Source organism: Streptomyces sp. NBC_01003, from assembly GCF_045162695.1.
Classification (GTDB): Bacteria; Actinomycetota; Actinomycetes; order Streptomycetales; family Streptomycetaceae; genus Streptomyces.
Genome location: NZ_CP108707.1, coordinates 8,585,955 through 8,603,098, shown reverse-complemented (window position 1 = coordinate 8,603,098; position 17,144 = coordinate 8,585,955). Strand labels below are relative to the sequence as shown.

Annotated in this window: 16 protein-coding genes and 1 pseudogene; 8 read left to right on the top strand and 9 right to left on the bottom strand. The window is 70.1% G+C overall.

Annotation, left to right across the window (positions count from 1 at the left end; genetic code table 11):
* Window positions 1-33: 33 nt before the first annotated feature.
* Entirely contained in the window at window positions 34-2,256 is a 2,223-nt protein-coding gene (locus tag OG698_RS39305; protein ID WP_406108811.1) for an NADP-dependent isocitrate dehydrogenase, read from the bottom strand.
* A gap of 206 nt (window positions 2,257-2,462) precedes the next feature.
* Here OG698_RS39305 and OG698_RS39300 point away from each other — a divergent pair, with 206 nt between their 5' ends.
* The 4 genes from OG698_RS39300 to OG698_RS39285 all read left to right on the top strand — a co-directional run bounded on the left by OG698_RS39300 (window position 2,463) and on the right by OG698_RS39285 (window position 5,405).
* On the top strand, window positions 2,463-2,945 hold the full coding sequence (locus OG698_RS39300; RefSeq protein ID WP_406108809.1) for an Lrp/AsnC family transcriptional regulator: 483 nt from the start codon (window positions 2,463-2,465) through the stop codon (window positions 2,943-2,945).
* 25 nt (window positions 2,946-2,970) lie between these two features.
* The gene (locus tag OG698_RS39295; protein ID WP_406108807.1) at window positions 2,971-3,669 is read left to right on the top strand and encodes an HAD family hydrolase; all 699 of its coding nucleotides are present in this window, start codon (window positions 2,971-2,973) and stop codon (window positions 3,667-3,669) included.
* Between the two features lie 69 nt (window positions 3,670-3,738).
* Window positions 3,739-4,362 carry a transcriptional regulator gene (locus OG698_RS39290; RefSeq protein ID WP_399983240.1) on the top strand — a complete coding sequence of 208 codons (624 nt, stop codon included), beginning with the start codon at window positions 3,739-3,741 and terminating at the stop codon, window positions 4,360-4,362.
* 65 nt (window positions 4,363-4,427) lie between these two features.
* The gene (locus OG698_RS39285) at window positions 4,428-5,405 is read left to right on the top strand and encodes a threo-3-hydroxy-L-aspartate ammonia-lyase (protein ID WP_406108805.1); all 978 of its coding nucleotides are present in this window, start codon (window positions 4,428-4,430) and stop codon (window positions 5,403-5,405) included.
* A gap of 42 nt (window positions 5,406-5,447) precedes the next feature.
* On the opposite strand, the gene OG698_RS39280 is transcribed toward OG698_RS39285, so the two are convergent.
* Together OG698_RS39280 and OG698_RS39275 are read right to left on the bottom strand one after the other, a co-directional pair.
* Entirely contained in the window at window positions 5,448-6,092 is a 645-nt protein-coding gene (locus tag OG698_RS39280) for a hypothetical protein (protein WP_406108803.1), read from the bottom strand.
* Between the two features lie 36 nt (window positions 6,093-6,128).
* Window positions 6,129-7,220: a chemotaxis protein gene (locus OG698_RS39275; RefSeq protein ID WP_406108801.1), complete on the bottom strand. Its 1,092-nt coding sequence runs from the start codon at window positions 7,218-7,220 to the stop codon at window positions 6,129-6,131.
* 185 nt (window positions 7,221-7,405) lie between these two features.
* On the opposite strand from OG698_RS39275, the pseudogene OG698_RS39270 reads away from it, so the two are divergent.
* Window positions 7,406-7,729: pseudogene (locus OG698_RS39270) on the top strand (amino acid permease); the annotation flags it as partial.
* A 38-nt stretch (window positions 7,730-7,767) separates the two neighbouring features.
* On the top strand, window positions 7,768-9,030 hold the full coding sequence (locus OG698_RS39265; protein ID WP_406108799.1) for an arginine deiminase: 1,263 nt from the start codon (window positions 7,768-7,770) through the stop codon (window positions 9,028-9,030).
* Between the two features lie 38 nt (window positions 9,031-9,068).
* Here OG698_RS39265 and OG698_RS39260 read toward each other — a convergent pair whose 3' ends face one another.
* Both OG698_RS39260 and OG698_RS39255 read right to left on the bottom strand, forming a co-directional pair.
* A complete protein-coding gene (locus OG698_RS39260) occupies window positions 9,069-9,482 on the bottom strand; it encodes a Zn-ribbon domain-containing OB-fold protein (protein WP_406108797.1) in 414 nt (137 codons plus the stop codon).
* Window positions 9,483-9,615: 133 nt separating this feature from the next.
* Window positions 9,616-10,320, bottom strand: coding sequence for a TetR family transcriptional regulator (locus tag OG698_RS39255; RefSeq protein WP_399983256.1), 705 nt, complete (start codon window positions 10,318-10,320; stop codon window positions 9,616-9,618).
* Between the two features lie 109 nt (window positions 10,321-10,429).
* On the opposite strand from OG698_RS39255, the gene OG698_RS39250 reads away from it, so the two are divergent.
* On the top strand, window positions 10,430-11,215 hold the full coding sequence (locus tag OG698_RS39250; RefSeq protein WP_406108795.1) for an electron transfer flavoprotein subunit beta/FixA family protein: 786 nt from the start codon (window positions 10,430-10,432) through the stop codon (window positions 11,213-11,215).
* A gap of 63 nt (window positions 11,216-11,278) precedes the next feature.
* Entirely contained in the window at window positions 11,279-12,241 is a 963-nt protein-coding gene (locus OG698_RS39245; protein ID WP_406108794.1) for an electron transfer flavoprotein subunit alpha/FixB family protein, read from the top strand.
* A gap of 68 nt (window positions 12,242-12,309) precedes the next feature.
* On the opposite strand, the gene OG698_RS39240 is transcribed toward OG698_RS39245, so the two are convergent.
* The 4 genes from OG698_RS39240 to OG698_RS39225 all read right to left on the bottom strand — a co-directional run bounded on the left by OG698_RS39240 (window position 12,310) and on the right by OG698_RS39225 (window position 17,066).
* Window positions 12,310-13,845: a DEAD/DEAH box helicase gene (locus OG698_RS39240; protein WP_326776977.1), complete on the bottom strand. Its 1,536-nt coding sequence runs from the start codon at window positions 13,843-13,845 to the stop codon at window positions 12,310-12,312.
* Between the two features lie 330 nt (window positions 13,846-14,175).
* Complete coding sequence (locus tag OG698_RS39235) at window positions 14,176-14,379, bottom strand: cold-shock protein (protein WP_100598391.1); 204 nt, start codon at window positions 14,377-14,379, stop codon at window positions 14,176-14,178.
* A 288-nt stretch (window positions 14,380-14,667) separates the two neighbouring features.
* Complete coding sequence (locus OG698_RS39230) at window positions 14,668-15,765, bottom strand: alkene reductase (protein ID WP_406108792.1); 1,098 nt, start codon at window positions 15,763-15,765, stop codon at window positions 14,668-14,670.
* 53 nt (window positions 15,766-15,818) lie between these two features.
* Entirely contained in the window at window positions 15,819-17,066 is a 1,248-nt protein-coding gene (locus tag OG698_RS39225) for an MFS transporter (RefSeq protein WP_406108790.1), read from the bottom strand.
* Window positions 17,067-17,144 lie beyond the last annotated feature (78 nt).

The window sequence follows — 17,144 nt, the reverse complement described above, 5'->3', positions numbered from 1 at the left end:
CGACCGGGGCGGAACACGTCAGACCGGGAGTGCTCAGGCGAGCGACGCGATGGCCTGGTTGAACGTGGCCGACGGGCGCATGATCGCCGCGGCCTTGGCGGCGTCGGGCTGGTAGTAGCCGCCGATGTCGGCCGGGTTGCCCTGGACCGCGATCAGCTCGTCGACGATCGTCTGCTCCTGCTCGCCGAGCGTCTTGGCGAGCGGCGCGAACGCCTCGGCGAGCTGGGCGTCGTCGGTCTGCTTGGCCAGCTCCTGCGCCCAGTACAGGGCGAGGTAGAAGTGGCTGCCGCGGTTGTCGATGCCGCCCAGCTTGCGGCTCGGCGACTTGTCCTCGTTGAGGAAGGTGCCGGTCGCGCGGTCGAGAGTGTCGCCCAGGACCTTGGCGCGGGCGTTGCCCGTGGTGGTCGCGAGGTGCTCGAAGGACACGGCGAGGGCGAGGAACTCACCGAGGCTGTCCCAGCGCAGGTAGTTCTCCTTGACGAGCTGCTGGACGTGCTTCGGGGCGGAGCCGCCGGCGCCCGTCTCGAACAGGCCGCCGCCGTTCATCAGCGGGACGACGGAGAGCATCTTCGCGCTCGTGCCCAGCTCGAGGATCGGGAAGAGGTCGGTCAGGTAGTCGCGCAGCACGTTGCCGGTGACGGAGATGGTGTCCTCGCCGCGGCGGATGCGCTCCAGGGAGAAAGCGGTCGCCTCGACCGGGGACATGATCTCGATCTGCAGACCGTCCGTGTCGTGCTCGGCCAGGTACGCCTTGACCTTCTCGATGAGCGTCGCGTCGTGCGCGCGGCCCTCGTCGAGCCAGAACACGGCCGGGTTGCCGGTCGCGCGGGCGCGGGTGACGGCGAGCTTGACCCAGTCCTGGATCGGCAGGTCCTTGGTCTGGCAGGCGCGGAAGATGTCGCCCTCGGCGACCTCCTGCTCCAGGACCACGTTGCCCGCGGCGTCCACGAGGCGGACGGTGCCCGCGGCCTGGATCTCGAAGGTCTTGTCGTGGCTGCCGTACTCCTCGGCCTTCTGCGCCATGAGGCCGACGTTCGGCACCGAGCCCATGGTGGACGGGTCGAAGGCGCCGTTGGCACGGCAGTCGTCGATGACGACCTGGTAGACGCCGGAGTAGCTGCTGTCGGGCAGCACCGCGAGGGTGTCGGCCTCCTCGCCGTCCGGGCCCCACATGTGGCCGGAGGTGCGGATCATGGCCGGCATGGACGCGTCGACGATGACGTCGGACGGTACGTGCAGGTTGGTGATGCCCTTGTCCGAGTCGACCATGGCGAGGGCGGGGCCCTCGGCGATCTCGGCCTCGAAGGACGCCTTGATCTCGGCGCCCAGGTGGGGCACGGAGTCCAGGCCCTTGAGGATGGTGCCGAGGCCGTCGTTCGGGGACAGGCCGGCGGCGACGAGCGCCTCACCGTACTTCGCGAACGTCTTCGGGAAGAAGGCGCGCACGACGTGGCCGAAGATGATCGGGTCGGAGACCTTCATCATCGTGGCCTTGAGGTGCACGGAGAACAGGACGTCCTCGGCCTTGGCCTTGGCGATCTGCCCCGTGAGGAACTCACGCAGCGCGGCGACGCGCAGGACGGAGGCGTCGACGACCTCGCCGGCGAGGACCGGGACGGACTCGCGCAGGACGGTGGTGGTGCCGTCGGCGGCCGCCAGCTCGATGCGCAGGGTGCCGGGCTCGGCGATGACCGCGGACTTCTCGGTGGAACGGAAGTCGTCGACGCCCATGGTGGCGACGTTGGTCTTCGACTCCGGCGTCCACTTGCCCATGCGGTGGGGGTGCGCCTTGGCGTAGTTCTTGACCGACGCGGGGGCGCGGCGGTCGGAGTTACCCTCGCGCAGGACCGGGTTGACGGCGCTGCCCTTGACCTTGTCGTAACGGGCGCGGACGTCCTTGTCCTCGTCGGTCTGCGGGTCGTCCGGGTAGTCCGGCAGCGCGTAGCCCTGGCCCTGCAGCTCGGCGATGGCCGCCTTCAGCTGCGGGATGGAGGCCGAGATGTTCGGCAGCTTGATGATGTTCGCGCCGGGCGTCTTGGCCAGCTCGCCGAGCTCGGCGAGCGCGTCGTCGATGCGCTGGCTCTCCGCGAGGCGCTCCGGGAAGCTGGCGATGATCCGCCCGGCCAGCGAGATGTCGCGGCTCTCCACACTGACGCCGGCGGTCGAGGCGTAGGCCTCGACCACGGGCAGGAACGAATACGTCGCGAGGGCCGGGGCCTCGTCGGTGTGCGTATAGATGATGGTCGAGTCAGTCACCGGGTGCTCCGCTCCACGTCTGCAACATTGCTCGACATCAAGATATCTCGTGACCGACCCCCTCTCGACAGGACCCCGCACCGGATCCCGCACCAGATCCTGAGCTGCTCCCCGGGTGCGCTCCACTGGCCCGCACAATCCCGGATCCACTGGACCATTGGTACAGTCGTCCGGCGATCACCGCCCCGCGAAGGAGGACGCAGCCCATGGCCGTGGACGAGTTGGACACCCGCATCCTGCGTCTCCTCCTGGAGCAGCCGCGTACGAGCGTGCGTGAGTACGCCCGCATTCTCGGCGTGGCCCGCGGCACGCTCCAGGCGCGGCTCGACCGGCTGGAGCGCGACGGGGTGATCACCGGCACCGGCCCGGCCCTCTCCCCCGCGGCCCTCGGCCACCCGGTCCTCGCGTTCGTCCACATCGAGGTCACGCAGGGCCATCTCGAAGACGTGGGCGACGCGCTCGCCGGCGTGCCGGAGATCATCGAGGCTTTCTCGATCACGGGCGGAGGAGACCTCCTGACCCGCGTCGCGGCTCGCGACAACGGCCATCTGGAGGACATCATCCAGCAGCTCAACCGGCTGCCCGGCGTGGTCCGCACCCGTACCGAGGTCGCGCTGCGCGAGCGCGTGCCGCACCGGGTCCTGCCGCTCGTCGAGGCGATCGGCCGGGCCGCCGGCGAGCGCCGGTGACCGCGACCTTGGCATCCTGGAGCACATGAGCACCCTGGGCAGCACCGCCGTCGTCCTCGACCTCGACGGAACCCTCGTGGACAGCGAGCCGAACTACTTCGAGGCGAGCCGGCGCACCCTCGCCGAACACGGCGTCCCGGACTTCACCTGGCAGGAACACGAGTCCTACGTCGGCATCAGCACCCAGGAGACCATCGAGAGCCTGCGCCGGAAGTACGGGATCCAGGCCCCGGTGGACGCGCTGCTCACGGAGATGACCACCCGCTACCTGGCGCTCGCCCGCGCCGGCACACCCGTATATCCGCAGATGCGGAAGTTGGTGGAGCGGCTGCACGAGGCGGGGGTGCCGATGGCCGTCGCGTCCGGATCGCCGCTCGATGCCATCGACGCGGTCCTCTCGGGCACGGGCCTGGACGCACAGCTCAGGATCTACGTCTCCGCGGACGAGGTCGCCCACGGCAAGCCCGCGCCCGACGTGTTCCTGGAGGCTGCGCGCAGGCTCGGCGTGATGCCCGCGCACTGCACGGTGATGGAGGACGCGATTCCGGGAGCGGCGGCCGCGTATGCCGCCGGGATGCGCTGCATCGCGATCCCGTACGTGGCCGCGCAGGCCGACGATCCCGCGTTCGCCACTGCGGGGCTGCTGTTCCGTGGCGGGCAGCGGGAGTTCACGGCGGAGGCCGCGTACGACTGGCTGGTGAGGACGGCGACTGCGGGCAGGTGACCGCCCGTGCGCCGTAGGCAGCACCTGAAGTCTCTGGACGAACAGTCCAGATCTTTATAAACTGTCGGCATGTCCGAACCCGGTCACGCCCATCTCATGGAGCAGCTCCAGCAGGTCGCCAAGGGGCTCGCGGCCACGTTCGCACCGTTCTGCGAGGTCGTCGTGCACGATCTCGACGACCCGGACCACGCGATCGTCGCCATCGAGAACAACCTGTCGGGCCGCTCCGTGGGCGACCCCGCCACCGAACTCGGGCTCGCACGTCTGGCCGACGACGCGTACCCGCAGGTCGTGGCGAACTATCCGAACCGGTTCGCGGACGGCCGCCGGGTCAAGAGCACGTCGATCGGCATCAAGGACGAGCGGGGCCACTACGCCGGCGCGCTCTGCCTGAACATCGACATGACCGTCTTCGACGGCATCGGCACCGTGCTCGACCACTTCGGCCGCTCCGACGGCGCCGCCGCCCCCGCCGAGTCCCTCGACCCGGCGAACGGCGACGCCATCCGCGCCCGCATCGACGCGTTCGCCGCCGACCGCGCGACCACTCCGCGCGCCCTGCGGACGACCCAACGCCGGGAACTCGTACGGGAGTTGAAGGCCCAGGGCTTCATGGAAGTACGCCGGTCGGCAGGCATCGTCGCCGACCACCTGGGTGTGTCGAGGGCGACGGTGTACGCGGACGCCAAATAGGCGGATGCCCGGATGCCGGATGCCTGGATGCCACATGATCAGCTGCCGATTGAGAGGAAGCCCCCATGGCCGACCTGACGCCGTCCGACCTGCCGACCTACGACGACGTCGTGCGCGCGCACGAACGCGTCGCCCCGCACGCCCACCGCACCCCCGTGCTCACCTCGCGCCTCACCGACGCCGAACTCGGCGCCTCGCTCCACTTCAAGTGCGAGAACTTCCAACGCATGGGCGCCTTCAAGTTCCGCGGCGCGTTCAACGCGCTGTCCAAGTTCTCGCCGGAGCAGCGCCGCGCCGGCGTCGTCGCCTACTCGTCCGGCAACCACGCACAGGCCGTGGCCCTGTCCGCCGCCATCCTGGAAATGCCCGCGACCATCGTCATGCCGCACGACGCCCCCGCGGCCAAGCTGGCCGCCACCAAGGGGTACGGCGCGGAGGTCGTGATGTACGACCGCTACACGGAGAACGTCGAGGAGATCGGGCACCGGGTCGCCGCCGAGCGGGGCCTGACGCTGATCCCGCCGTACGACCACCCGGACGTGATGGCGGGTCAGGGCACCGCGGCCAAGGAACTGTTCGAGGAGGTCGGTGAACTCGACGCGCTGTTCGTGCCGTTGGGCGGCGGCGGGCTGCTCTCCGGGTCGATCCTCGCCGCCCGCGCCCTGTCCCCGGGCTGCGCCGTCTACGGCGTCGAGCCCGAGGCGGGCGACGACGGCAGGCAGTCGCTGCGCGAGGGCCGCATCATCGACATCGACACCCCGCAGACCATCGCGGACGGCGCGCAGACGCGGCACCTGGGCAAGCACACCTTCGCCGTCATCAAGGACGGCGTCGACGACATCCTCACCGCCACGGACGACCAACTGGTCGAGTGCATGCGGATCTTCCACACCCGGATGAAGACCGTCGTCGAGCCGACGGGCTGCCTCGGCTTCGCCGCCGCGCGCGCCCTGGCCGGGCAGCTGCGCGGCCGCCGCGTCGGTGTGATCGTCAGCGGCGGCAACGTCGACGTCGCACGCTTCACCGAGCTGCTCCGGCCCTGAGACGCTTCTCGGTCGTGCTGCGCACTCAGCAGCACTGCGCTCTCAGTACCGCTGCGCCTTGACGATCTTCGCGGTCAGCTTCATCTCCGGGGGCTTGCGGCTGATGGCCAGGGGCTGGGCCCGCTCGTCGGGGTCGAGGTTCTCCGCGCCGACGTACCGGGTTTCGACGACCTTGCCGTCGGCGTCCTTGAAGTCGACCTGCACGGCGTAGGACGCCTTCTTGTCGGTGCGGTTGGTGATGTTGACGACGACGGCGAACACGCCGCCCGTCTGGGACCGCGGCTTCCCGGTGAGGGCGACATCGGCCATGGCGTTGCCCCGGCCCTCGACCTTCAGGAGTTCGCTGGCGGCCGCGGCGTTGGCCCGTTCCACCTCGGCCGACACTGACGCCTCGAACTCGGAGGCCCGGGCCGACGCGGAGCTCGCCGCCGCCGAGGCCTCCGCCTTCGCGGAGGCGACGGCCGATTCGGCGGCCGACGCCATCGCGGAGGGCGGGGTGCCCGAGAAGGAAGCCGTATTGGGGGGTGTAGGACGCGGGCTGACGCTCGACGAACTGTCGTTGCCGCTGTCCGTGCTGCACGACACGAGGGCCGCGGCGCTTGTCGTGGCAGCGAGCACGGCCAGGACGGCCGTCATGGACCGCCGCCGACGCGACGCTGGCTTCTTCCCGGAGGGACCGGCACTCATTCAGACGTCTCCTTGCATCTATCCGAAAGCTCTGGCTCAGTAGCGCATGATTCCGACGATTCCCGACTCGTCCGGGAGGGTTCCGTCAGGGACGAAGCGCACCTCGGCGCCCGTCTCCAGGGCCCGTTCGACGATCTCGTCGACGATGTCGTCGTGGGCGTCCAGGTCGCCGGGCTCGGCCGGGACCAGGTGGTCGCCGTCCTGCCGGACGGTGGTGCGGAAGTGCTCTTCGACGACCAGTGCACGGACCCGCCCGCCGGCGACGTGCTCCCACACCTCGTCCACGCCCGCGGCGAACTCCTTCCAGCCCCGCGCACGCTCGATGTCCGCCATGGTGGCGGCCACACTCTGCTGCTCCTGAGCGGTGACGGCGGGCCGCACCGCCTCACGCACCGTCTCCGCATCGGCGTTCGCGAGTCCGCCGTGGGCCACGGGGACGGCGTGCCCGGTGGCGGTTCCGACCTCGTTCAGCAGGGTGACGGCCGCCTGCTCACCGGCGACGTACAGCCGCGCGGTGGGAGCGAGGGCTTCGTCGAGCGCCGTGTCGACCTGCCGGAGGAACTGGCGGGTCTGCTCGTCGCGGTAGGTGCTCGGCAGGTCCCCGACGCGCTCCTTGCGCTCGGCGTCAGGGTCGTCGAGGCTCCGGGTCAGCGGGAATCCTGCCGTGTGCTGCTCCACGAGGCGCCGCGCGTCGCCCTTCCACAGAGCGGCACGGTCCGCCGAGACCGCGAGGACCCAGTAGGGCTGTTCGGCGCTGTACGCGGCGACGAGATTGCGGGTCAGATACGTGTCGGCGAGCACGACCCGTTCGGGGACGGTGCGCGGCAGCGACCACACGTGGTGCTCGCCCGGCGAGGCGAAGATCGCCAGACCGTCCTCGGCGTGGTCGAGGTCGATCTCCGCGAGCGCCAGATCCAGCTGCTCGACGATGTCCTGGCGACGCTCCGGGCTCACCGCGGGATCGGCCTTCAGCTCCTTGGCGGCCTCGGCAAGGAGATTGCGCAGCCGGATGGGGTCCTGCGCGTTGTCCGGCTTCCGCCGGTGCGTGGGCACGAGGACCGACACCGCCGGATAGTGCCGGGGCCGGCGCAGCGACGCGAGCACGGCGGGGGTCAGTTCGGGCTGCATGGGAGCGCCTTTCCAAAGGCGTGAGGCTTCACAAGGCTTCCTCGATGCACGATATGCCCGAATTTCCGGTTCGGCGCGCGACGCTACTCCCCTCGCCACCTCCAACCCCCTAATGGGACACGCCAGACATTTTACGAATATGGTCGTCGTCTGCCGGTTCCAACGCCCCACGGCCAGAGGAAGACATGACGCAGGCAGAAGGCGCCCTCTCCGCCGACCAGCCCGAGCAGTCGCCCACAGCCAAGCCGACCCTCCTCACGCCGACGACGATCGTCGGAACCATGGTCGGCGCCGGCGTCTTCTCCCTGCCGAGCCGCTTCGCGCAGGAGACCGGCATGGCCGGCGCCCTGATCGCGTGGGCCGTCGCCGGCACCGGCATGCTGATGCTCGCCTTCGTCTTCCAGACCCTCGCCGCGCGCAGGCCCGATCTGGACGCCGGCGTGTACGCGTACGCCAAGGCCGGGTTCGGCGAACATCTGGGCTTCTTCTCGGCCTTCGGCTGCTGGGCCGGCCCGCCCGGCGCACCGACTCCCTGGAAAGGCACATCGTGACCAGCAACGACACCACGGCCGAGCCGGCGCTCGGCGTCCACTCCGAGGTCGGTACGCTGCGCAAGGTCCTGGTCTGCGCGCCCGGCCTCGCCCACCGCAGGCTCACCCCGACCAACTCCGACGACCTCCTCTTCGACGACGTGATGTGGGTGGAGAACGCCCAGCGCGACCACGCCGACTTCGTCAACAAGCTGCGCGGGCGCGGCGTCGACGTCGTAGAACTGCACGAACTCCTCGCCGAGACCATGCTGATCCCCGAGGCGAAGGCCTGGCTCCTGGACCGCAAGATCGTCGCGAACGAGGTCGGTCTCGGCCTCATGGACGACACCCGGGCCTTCCTCGACGAGCTCAGCCCGCACCGCCTCACCGAGTATCTGATCGGCGGGCTTGCCACCACCGACCTGCCGGACGAGTTCCGCTCCGACTACGTCGCCCTGGTCCGCGAGTCGACGGGCGTACGCGAGTACCTCATGCCGCCCCTGCCCAACACCCTCTACACCCGCGACACGACGTGCTGGCTGTACCAGGGCGTCACCCTCAACCCGCTGTACTGGCCCGCACGCCACGACGAGACCCTGCTGATGAAGGCGATCTACACGTTCCACCCCGACTTCGTGGGCTCCACCCTGTGGTGGGGAGACCCCGAACGGGACTGGGGGCAGGCCACGTTCGAAGGCGGCGACATCATGCCCGTGGGCAACGGGGTCGTCCTGATGGGCATGAGCGAGCGCACCTCACGGCAGGCGATCACTCAGGTGGCGGCCGCACTCTTCAGGAACGGCGCTGCGGAGCAGGTCATCGTCGCCGGTATGCCGAAGCTGCGCTCGGCCATGCACCTGGACACCGTCTTCACCTTCGCCGACCGCGACATCGTCACGCTCTACCCGGCCATCATGGACGCCGTCCACACCTTCACGCTGCGCCCCGGCAGCGTTCCGTCCGGCCTCCACATCACCGACGAGGGATCGCGCCCGTTCGTCGACGTCGTGGCGAAGGCGCTCGGCCTCGGCGCACTGCGCGTGATCGAGACCGGCGGCGACGTCTACGCCTCCGAGCGCCAGCAGTGGGACAGCGGCAACAACGCCGTCGCGGTCGAGCCGGGCGTCGTCATCACGTACGACCGCAACACCCAGACGAACACCCTGCTGCGCAAGGCGGGCGTCGAGGTCATCACCATTGTCGGCGCGGAACTCGGCCGCGGCCGAGGCGGCGGACACTGCATGACGTGCCCGCTGATCCGGGACCCGGTCGACTTCTGACCGGCGCCATCCTGACAGCGGGGACGAGAGCGGCAGAGTCACTGCCAGTCGGTGCGTCCGCCCGTCTCGCACAGCTCGAAGACCACTTCCCCGGCGTCGGGATTGCTGCCGGCCACCGGGCGCACGCGCGCGCCGATCCACACCAGGTTCGGGGCGGCGCCGACGACGCGGCACCGGAACACGAAGCCTTCGGGGAAGCGGACGAGGGACTCGTTGCGCGCCGTCCCCGTGTACCGGTTCACGACGCTGGACTGCACGACGACGCCAAGGCCGTCGCTGTGTTCGGGCTGCAGATCGCTCGACGCGCACACCGGACACAGGAGCCGCCGGAAGGAGGCGGTGCCGCACCAGCGACAGCGCTGGACCGTCAGGCCGGTCCCCTCGCGCCCGGTCGGCGCGGTATGGGACACCTCGTGCCCGATCGGCGCGGTGTGGGTTGCTGTCTCTGACACGGCTCGGCCCCCTGCGCTCGGCTCTGATGCGCCGCACCCTCGCGTCGGCGCCTCCGCACCGTATGGCACTGAGTTCCCGACTGTAAAGGTACTGAGTGCCATATTCAGCCGGATCCCTCCGGGGACCGGGCCCTCAGCCCTGCCCGAGGGCCGACTCGATCCGCTGCACCACCTGCCACATCGGGGCACCCTTCGGGGCGACCATCACAACGACTTCATCCTCGGCGGCGGGCCGCGCCGCGCCGTCGTCCGCGCCACTCCACACAGCGCGCACCATCCCGAGAGCATGGTCCACGGCCGCGTACGGGTCTCCCTCACCACCCGAACGGAGCCATGTTCGGAGCCCGTTGTTGTGGGCGGCGACGACGGACGCCGCGATCACCTCGGCCCGCAGCGCGCCGTCCGGCTCCCCCTCGAAGCGCGCCCGCAGATAGCCCGCCAGGGTGCGCTCGTAGCGCCGCACCACCGACAACTCGTACGTCCGGAGTCCCGGCACCTCGCGCGTGAGCCGGTAACGCTGCACGGAGAACTCGGGGTTGGCCGCGTACATGCGCAGCACGAGGCGCGCCCCGTCGGAGACGGTGCCCACCGGGTCGCGGCCGTCGGCCTCTTCGAGGAACGCGGTCATGTCGGCGAGGCAGCGCTCGTGATCCGGGAAGACCGCGTCCTCCTTGGACGGGAAGTACCGGAAGAACGACCTGCGCCCGACGCCCGCCCGGGCGACGATGTCGTCGACCGTGGTCTGTTCGAAACCCCGGTCGAGGAAGAGCTGGAACGCCGCCTCGGCGAGCACCTCGCGCATCGGCGCCTTCTTGGCCGGTCTGGTCGCCTCAGTCATGCCGGGAACGTAACACCGAAGCGGCTCGTCTGGCACCACGTACCTTGCCAGAGGGTACTGAGTGCCATAGTGTCGCTTTGAGGAACCACACCAGGGTAGGAGAGCCGGCGTGAGCTTGAGGATCGTTGTCACCGTGAAGTATGTGCCGGATGCGACGGGGGACCGGCATTTCGCTGATGACCTGACGGTGGACCGTGATGATGTGGACGGGCTGCTGTCGGAGCTGGACGAGTACGCGGTCGAGCAGGCGTTGCAGATCGCGGACGAGGCGGACGATGCGGAGATCACCGTGTTGACGGTGGGTCCGGAGGACGCGAAGGACGCGTTGCGCAAGGCGTTGTCGATGGGCGCGGACAAGGCGATCCATGTCGAGGACGACGATCTGCACGGCACGGACATCGTGGGCACGTCGCTGGTGTTGGCGAAGGCGATCGAGAAGGCCGGCTTCGATCTGGTGGTCTCGGGTATGGCGTCGACGGACGGCACGGCGGGTGTGGTCCCGGCGCTGCTGGCGGAGCGGCTGGGTGTGCCGCAGGTGACGCTGCTCTCGGAGGTGTCGGTCCAGGGTGGTGTGGTGACGGGCCGCCGTGACGGTGACACGGCGTCGGAGCAGGTGGAGGCGTCCCTGCCGGCGGTGGTGTCGGTGACCGACCAGTCGGGCGAGGCGCGTTACCCCTCGTTCAAGGGGATCATGGCGGCGAAGAAGAAGCCGGTCACCTCCTGGGACCTCTCGGATCTGGACATCGAGGCCGAGGAAGTGGGCCTGGAGGGCGCCTGGACGAAGGTCGATTCCGCGGCTGAGCGTCCGGCGCGCAGTGCGGGCACGATCGTCAAGGACGAGGGCGAGGGCGGCAAGCAGCTCGCCGAGTTCCTCGCGGGCCAGAAGTTCATCTGAGCCCCGTCTGCTCGAATCACCCGCTCTGTCCTCATCTTTCGCACGCAGGAGAGAAGAAGTCCCATGGCTGAAGTTCTGGTCTACGTCGATCACGTGGACGGTGCCGTCCGCAAGCCCACCCTTGAACTGCTGACCCTGGCCCGCCGTCTGGGCGAGCCCGTCGCGCTGGCGATCGGTGCCGGTGCCGCCGACACCGCCGCGACCCTCGCCGAGCACGGCGCGACCCGTGTCCTGACGCACGATGCCGCCGAGTACGCCGACTACCTCGTCGTGCCGAAGGTGGATGCGCTGCAGGCCGCCTACGACAGCGTGTCCCCGGCCGCCGTGCTGGTCCCCTCCTCCGCGGAGGGCAAGGAGATCGCCGCGCGTCTCGCGGTGCGGATCGGGTCGGGTGTCATCACCGACGCCACCGACCTGACGGCCGGCGACTCGGGTCCGGTCGCCACCCAGTCGGCGTTCGCCGCGTCCTTCACCACCACCACCCGGGTGGCCAAGGGCACCCCGGTCATCACCGTCAAGCCCAACAGTGCCCCGGTCGAGTCCGCCCCGGCCACCGGTGCGGTCGAGGCGCTCACCGTGACGTTCTCCGAGCAGGCCAGGGGCACCAAGGTCACCGCGCGCACGGCGCGTGAGTCGACCGGGCGCCCCGACCTGACCGAGGCCGCGATCGTGGTCTCCGGCGGACGTGGTGTCAACGGCGCGGAGAACTTCGCGATCATCGAGGCCCTCGCCGACTCCCTCGGCGCGGCGGTCGGCGCTTCCCGCGCCGCGGTCGACGCGGGCTGGTACCCGCACTCCAACCAGGTCGGCCAGACCGGCAAGTCCGTCTCCCCGCAGCTGTACATCGCCAACGGCATCTCCGGCGCGATCCAGCACCGGGCCGGCATGCAGACCTCGAAGACCATCGTCGCGGTCAACAAGGACGCCGAAGCCCCGATCTTCGACCTCGTCGACTACGGCGTCGTCGGCGACCTCTTCGACGTCGTCCCCCAACTCACCGAGGAAATCAACACCCGCAAGGGCTGACAGCAGCACGAAGGCCGGAGGCCCGGGACCGATATCGGTCCCGGGCCTCCGGCCTTCGTGCGTATGCCTCAGCCGGCGCGGCGGACCCGCGCTGCCTTGCGGGCGTCGGCGAGCTGGCGGGCCTCGGAGGTGCGGCGCGAGTCACCACCGGCGCGGCCCGGGCGCGAGCCCATGCCGCGGAACGGGGCACCGCCGCGCTTGGGCCGCTCCGTGGCCGGCGCGGGGCCGGCGATCGGGACGCCGGAGGGCGCCTGAGCACCGGTGATACGGCTCAACTCGGCCTCGCCGGACCGGACTTGGGTGATCTGCGGCCGGATACCGGCGTCGCGCATCAGCCGGCTCATGTCGCGGCGCTGGTTGGGCAGGACGAGGGTGACGACGCTGCCGGACTCACCGGCACGGGCCGTACGGCCGCCGCGGTGCAGGTAGTCCTTGTGGTCGCTCGGCGGGTCGACGTTGACCACGAGGTCGAGGTTGTCGACGTGGATGCCGCGCGCCGCGACGTTCGTGGCGACGAGCGCCGTGACCGTACCGGCCTTGAACTGGGCCAGGGTGCGGGTGCGCTGCGGCTGGGACTTCCCGCCGTGCAGGGCGGCGGCCCGCACGCCGCTGCCGAGCAGGTGCTTGGTGAACTGGTCGACGGCGTGCTTGGTGTCGAGGAACATGATGACGCGCCCGTCGCGGGCCGCGATCTCGGTGGCGGCGGCGAACTTGTCGGCGCCGTGCACATGCAGTTCGTGGTGCTCCATCGTGGTGACGGCGCCCGCCGACGGGTCGACGGAGTGGACGACCGGGTCGTGCAGGTAGCGGCGCACCAGCAGGTCGACGTTGCGGTCGAGGGTGGCCGAGAACAGCATTCGCTGGCCCTCGGGGTGCACCAGGTCGAGCAGCTCGGTGACCTGCGGCATGAAGCCCATGTCGGCCATCTGGTCGGCCTCGTCCAGGACGGTGATCTTCACCCGGTCCAGGCGGCAGTCCTTGCGCTCGATGAGGTCCTTGAGGCGTCCGGGCGTCGCGACGACGACCTCTGCGCCACCGCGCAGGGCACTGGCCTGACGGCCGATGGACATGCCGCCGACGACGGTGGCCATCCGCAGCTTCAGCGACCGGGCGTACGGGGTGAGCGCCTCGGTGACCTGCTGGGCGAGCTCCCGCGTGGGGACGAGGATGAGGCCGAAGGGCTGCTTGGCGTCGGCGCGCTGGCCCGCGAGTCGCGCGAGGAGCGCGAGCCCGAAGGCGAGGGTCTTGCCGGAGCCGGTGCGGCCGCGGCCCAGGACGTCCCGGCCCGCGATCGAGTTCGGCAGCGTGGCCGCCTGGATCGGGAACGGCACGGTCACGCCGAGGCCGGTGAGCGTCTTGAGGATCTCGGCCGGCAGGTCGAGCTCTCCGAAGGTCTCCACGGCGGGGAGGGCGGGCGTGACGGTGACGGGCAGGGCGAACTCACCCTGCGGCGCGGCGGACCTGCGCCCGTAGCCACCGGAGCTCTTGCCTCCGGTGCGTCCCTGGCCCTGGCCCTGGGGTCGAAAACGGGCACCCCGGTCACCGCCGGCGGAACCCCTGCGAGGGTTGGAGTAACGGTCGTTCGTGCGAGCTGAACGGTTCATGGAGAACCTTCCTCGATATGGCACGTATCGAGGAATTCCCGGCGTATGAGCGCCGGACGAATTGCAAGAACGAGCCGAATAACAGACTGAAAATCGGCCGGCGCGCCGGTACGGAGAATGGCGACGCCTGACGTAGGAATACTGGGATTCCGCTGCGGCAGGCGGCTCTCGGACGGGCCGGATCAATGGGGTGCGGGGGTCTGGGCGCCCCGCCGGGGTGGTGTGCCACCCGGTGGTCGTGCCTACCCGGGCGGGATGCCCCGCAAACAGCAACGAGCTGGTGCCCGTACCACTGGGGTACGGGCACCAGCTGCGCTCAACGCTTCAGCGTCAGGCGGGAACGATGTTCTCCGCCTGCGGGCCCTTCTGGCCCTGCGTGACATCGAAGTTCACCTTCTGGCCTTCCTGAAGCTCACGGAAGCCCTGGGTGGCGATGTTCGAGTAGTGGGCGAAGACGTCGGGGCCGCCACCCTCCTGCTCGATGAAGCCGAAGCCCTTTTCCGAGTTGAACCACTTCACGGTGCCAGTAGCCATATGCAAATTCTCCTTCGGGGCAGTGCCCGTGATCCGCACTGTGCGAACCTCGGCGTCGCCGCAATGATTGCCCCGCCCGGAAAAATGCATCCGGAAATAGAAAAGCGCCCGGCAACGTGAAGTCACCTAAGGCACTTGAAGTATCTATGGGAACCACAACTGCAACTGAGATTGAGACTAGCACGAAACGAGCTTCGGGGCACGGTGAGCCAGGAGATTTCGCGCGTCGCCGCGAACCTTCACCCCAGGTTGAGCAAATCCCGGCGCCCCGGGCCCCGGATATTCACTTCACCGGCGGCTGTCGGACAGGGACGGATAGTCCGTGTAGCCCGTCTCCCCTCCTACGTACATCAGGTACCTGTCGCGGACCTGATTGAGCGGTGCGCCCACGCGCAGCCGCTCGACGAGGTCCGGGTTGGCCAGGAACGGGCGGCCGAGTGCCACCAGGTCGGCGCCGGCGGCCAGGAGGCGCTCGCCCTCGTGCCTGCCGCCGTCGGCGGGAATCCGCTCCCGCGGCAGCACGGGGTTGGCGATCAGCGTGCCGGTCCAGCGCTTGCGGAGGTCCTGGAAGAGCAGATTGTCGGGGTCGGCGAAGACGATGTGCAGATAGGCGAGGTCCAGGTCCGAGAGGGCGTCGACGAGTGCCGGGTAGATGTCATCGGTGTCTCCCTCCTCCATGCCGTTGACGGTGAGTCCTGGGGAGATCCGCAGGCCCACCCGCTCGGGGCCGATCGCGTCGGCCACGGCGCGGACCACCTCGACCACGAACCGGATGCGGCCCTCGACGGTTCCTCCGTAGGCGTCGGTGCGGTGGTTGGTGCCCTGGCCGAGGAACTGGTGGAGGAGGTAGCCGTTGGCGCCGTGCACCTCCACTCCTTCGAAGCCCGCCGCCACGGCCTTGCGGGCGGCCTCGGCGAAGTCGGCGACGGTGGAGCGGATGTCGCCGGGCGTCATCTCCTTCGGTACAACGGCGGGCTGGTGGCCGGTCGGGGTGTGGATGGTGTCGGGGAGCGGGACGGGCGAGGGGGCGACCGGGGTCAGGCCGCCGCTGTTGTCGGGGTGCCCGATCCGGCCGCCGTGCTGGAGCTGGAGGAACATCCGGCCGCCGGCGGCACGGACCTCGTCGGTCACGTGCCGCCAGCCCTCGACGTGGGCCTCGTTGTGGATGGCCGTGATGTTGGCGTAGGTCTGTCCGACGGCATTGGGCGTGGACGCCTCGGCGATGATCAGGCCCGCGGTGGCGCGCTGCGCGTAGTAGGTGGCCATGACGGGCTGCGGGACGCCGTCCGCAGTGGCGCGGTTACGGGTCATGGGCGCCATCACGAGGCGGTTGGGCAGGGTCAGCGTGCCGAGGCGAGCGGTTTCGAAGAGGCGGGACGTCGTCATGGCGGCTCTCCTTGCATCGGGGTGAGTGGTGTGCCGGTGTGCGGTCTGGCCGTTCATGACGTCCTCGCCGTGCGGCGGGCGGGGAATCCATGGCTGCGGGCGGCGACGACCACGGCGAGTACGGGGATCAGGAGCATGAGGACGGTCCAGGGGAAGGAGCGGGATCCGGCCAGGTCGAGGAGGATCCCGCCCACGATTCCGCCGCCGGCCATGGCCACGTTCCAGAGGGTGACGAGCATGGCCTGCGCCGCGTCCGCCGACTCGCCTCCCGCGTCGCCCGCGGCGGTCTGCAGGAGCGTGGGGGCGCCGCCCCAGCCGAGACCCCACAGCGTCACGGCCGCGTAGACCAGGGCGGAACTGTCGGACAGCAGGGCGAGTACGGCCGCCGCCACGGCGACCAGCAGGGCGGCTGCGACGGTCAGGGCGCGCAGGTGCCGGTTGATCAGGACACCCACGATCCAGATGCTTGCCAGGGACGCGGCTCCGAAGACGAGGAGTACGAGATCGGTGGAGTTCCCCATGCCCACCCCGTCGAGGAACGTCGCGACGAACGTATAGAGGACGGTGTGGGCCAGAACGAAGACGAGGGTGACGAAGAGAACCGGGGGCACGCCGGGCACACGGAGCGCCCGCAGGATCGGCGGCCGGGCCTCCTGCCGCGGTCCTGGCTGGTCGGGGACGGCCGCGGCGATCCATCCGAGCAGGGCGACGGTGAGGACGGTCATGCTCAGGAACGCGGTCTGCCAGTTCACGGCCTTGCCGAGGAACGTGCCCGCGGGCACGCCCAGGGACAGTGCGACCGGGATGCCCGCCATCGCGATCGCGATGGCCCTGCCCTGGAGGTGGGCGGGCGCGAGGCGCCGAGCGTAACCGGCGAGCAGCGCCCAGGCCAGGCCGGCGGCGACCCCGGCCACGAACCGGGCCACCATCGTGAGGGGGAAGTTCGCCGAGAGAGCGGTGACGGTGTTGGCGACGCCGAACCCCGCCATCGCCGTCATCAGGAGCCGCTTGCGGCGCCATCCGGCGGTGGCCGCGGTGAGGGGGATCGCCGTGAGGGCGGTGCCGATCGCGTAGACCGTCACGGTCTGCCCGGTGGCCGATTCGCCGACTCCCAGGTCCCGGCTCATCGCGGGAAGCAGGCCCGCGGGCAGTGTCTCCGTCAGGCTCGTGACGAAGACGGCGGTGGCGAGCGCGAGCAGGGCAGGGAGGGGCAGTTTGTGCCTGTGGGCCGGGCCGATGACGGCGGGGGTGGCGGGCGACCTGTCGGTCGGCTCCGTCCTGGTGACGTCTGTTCCGTTCATGCGACGACAGTGCAGGTCGGGGCTTCGGGAACGCTGATGGTCCGCTGACGGTCGGCGGCTGCGTCGTGTGTACGGTGC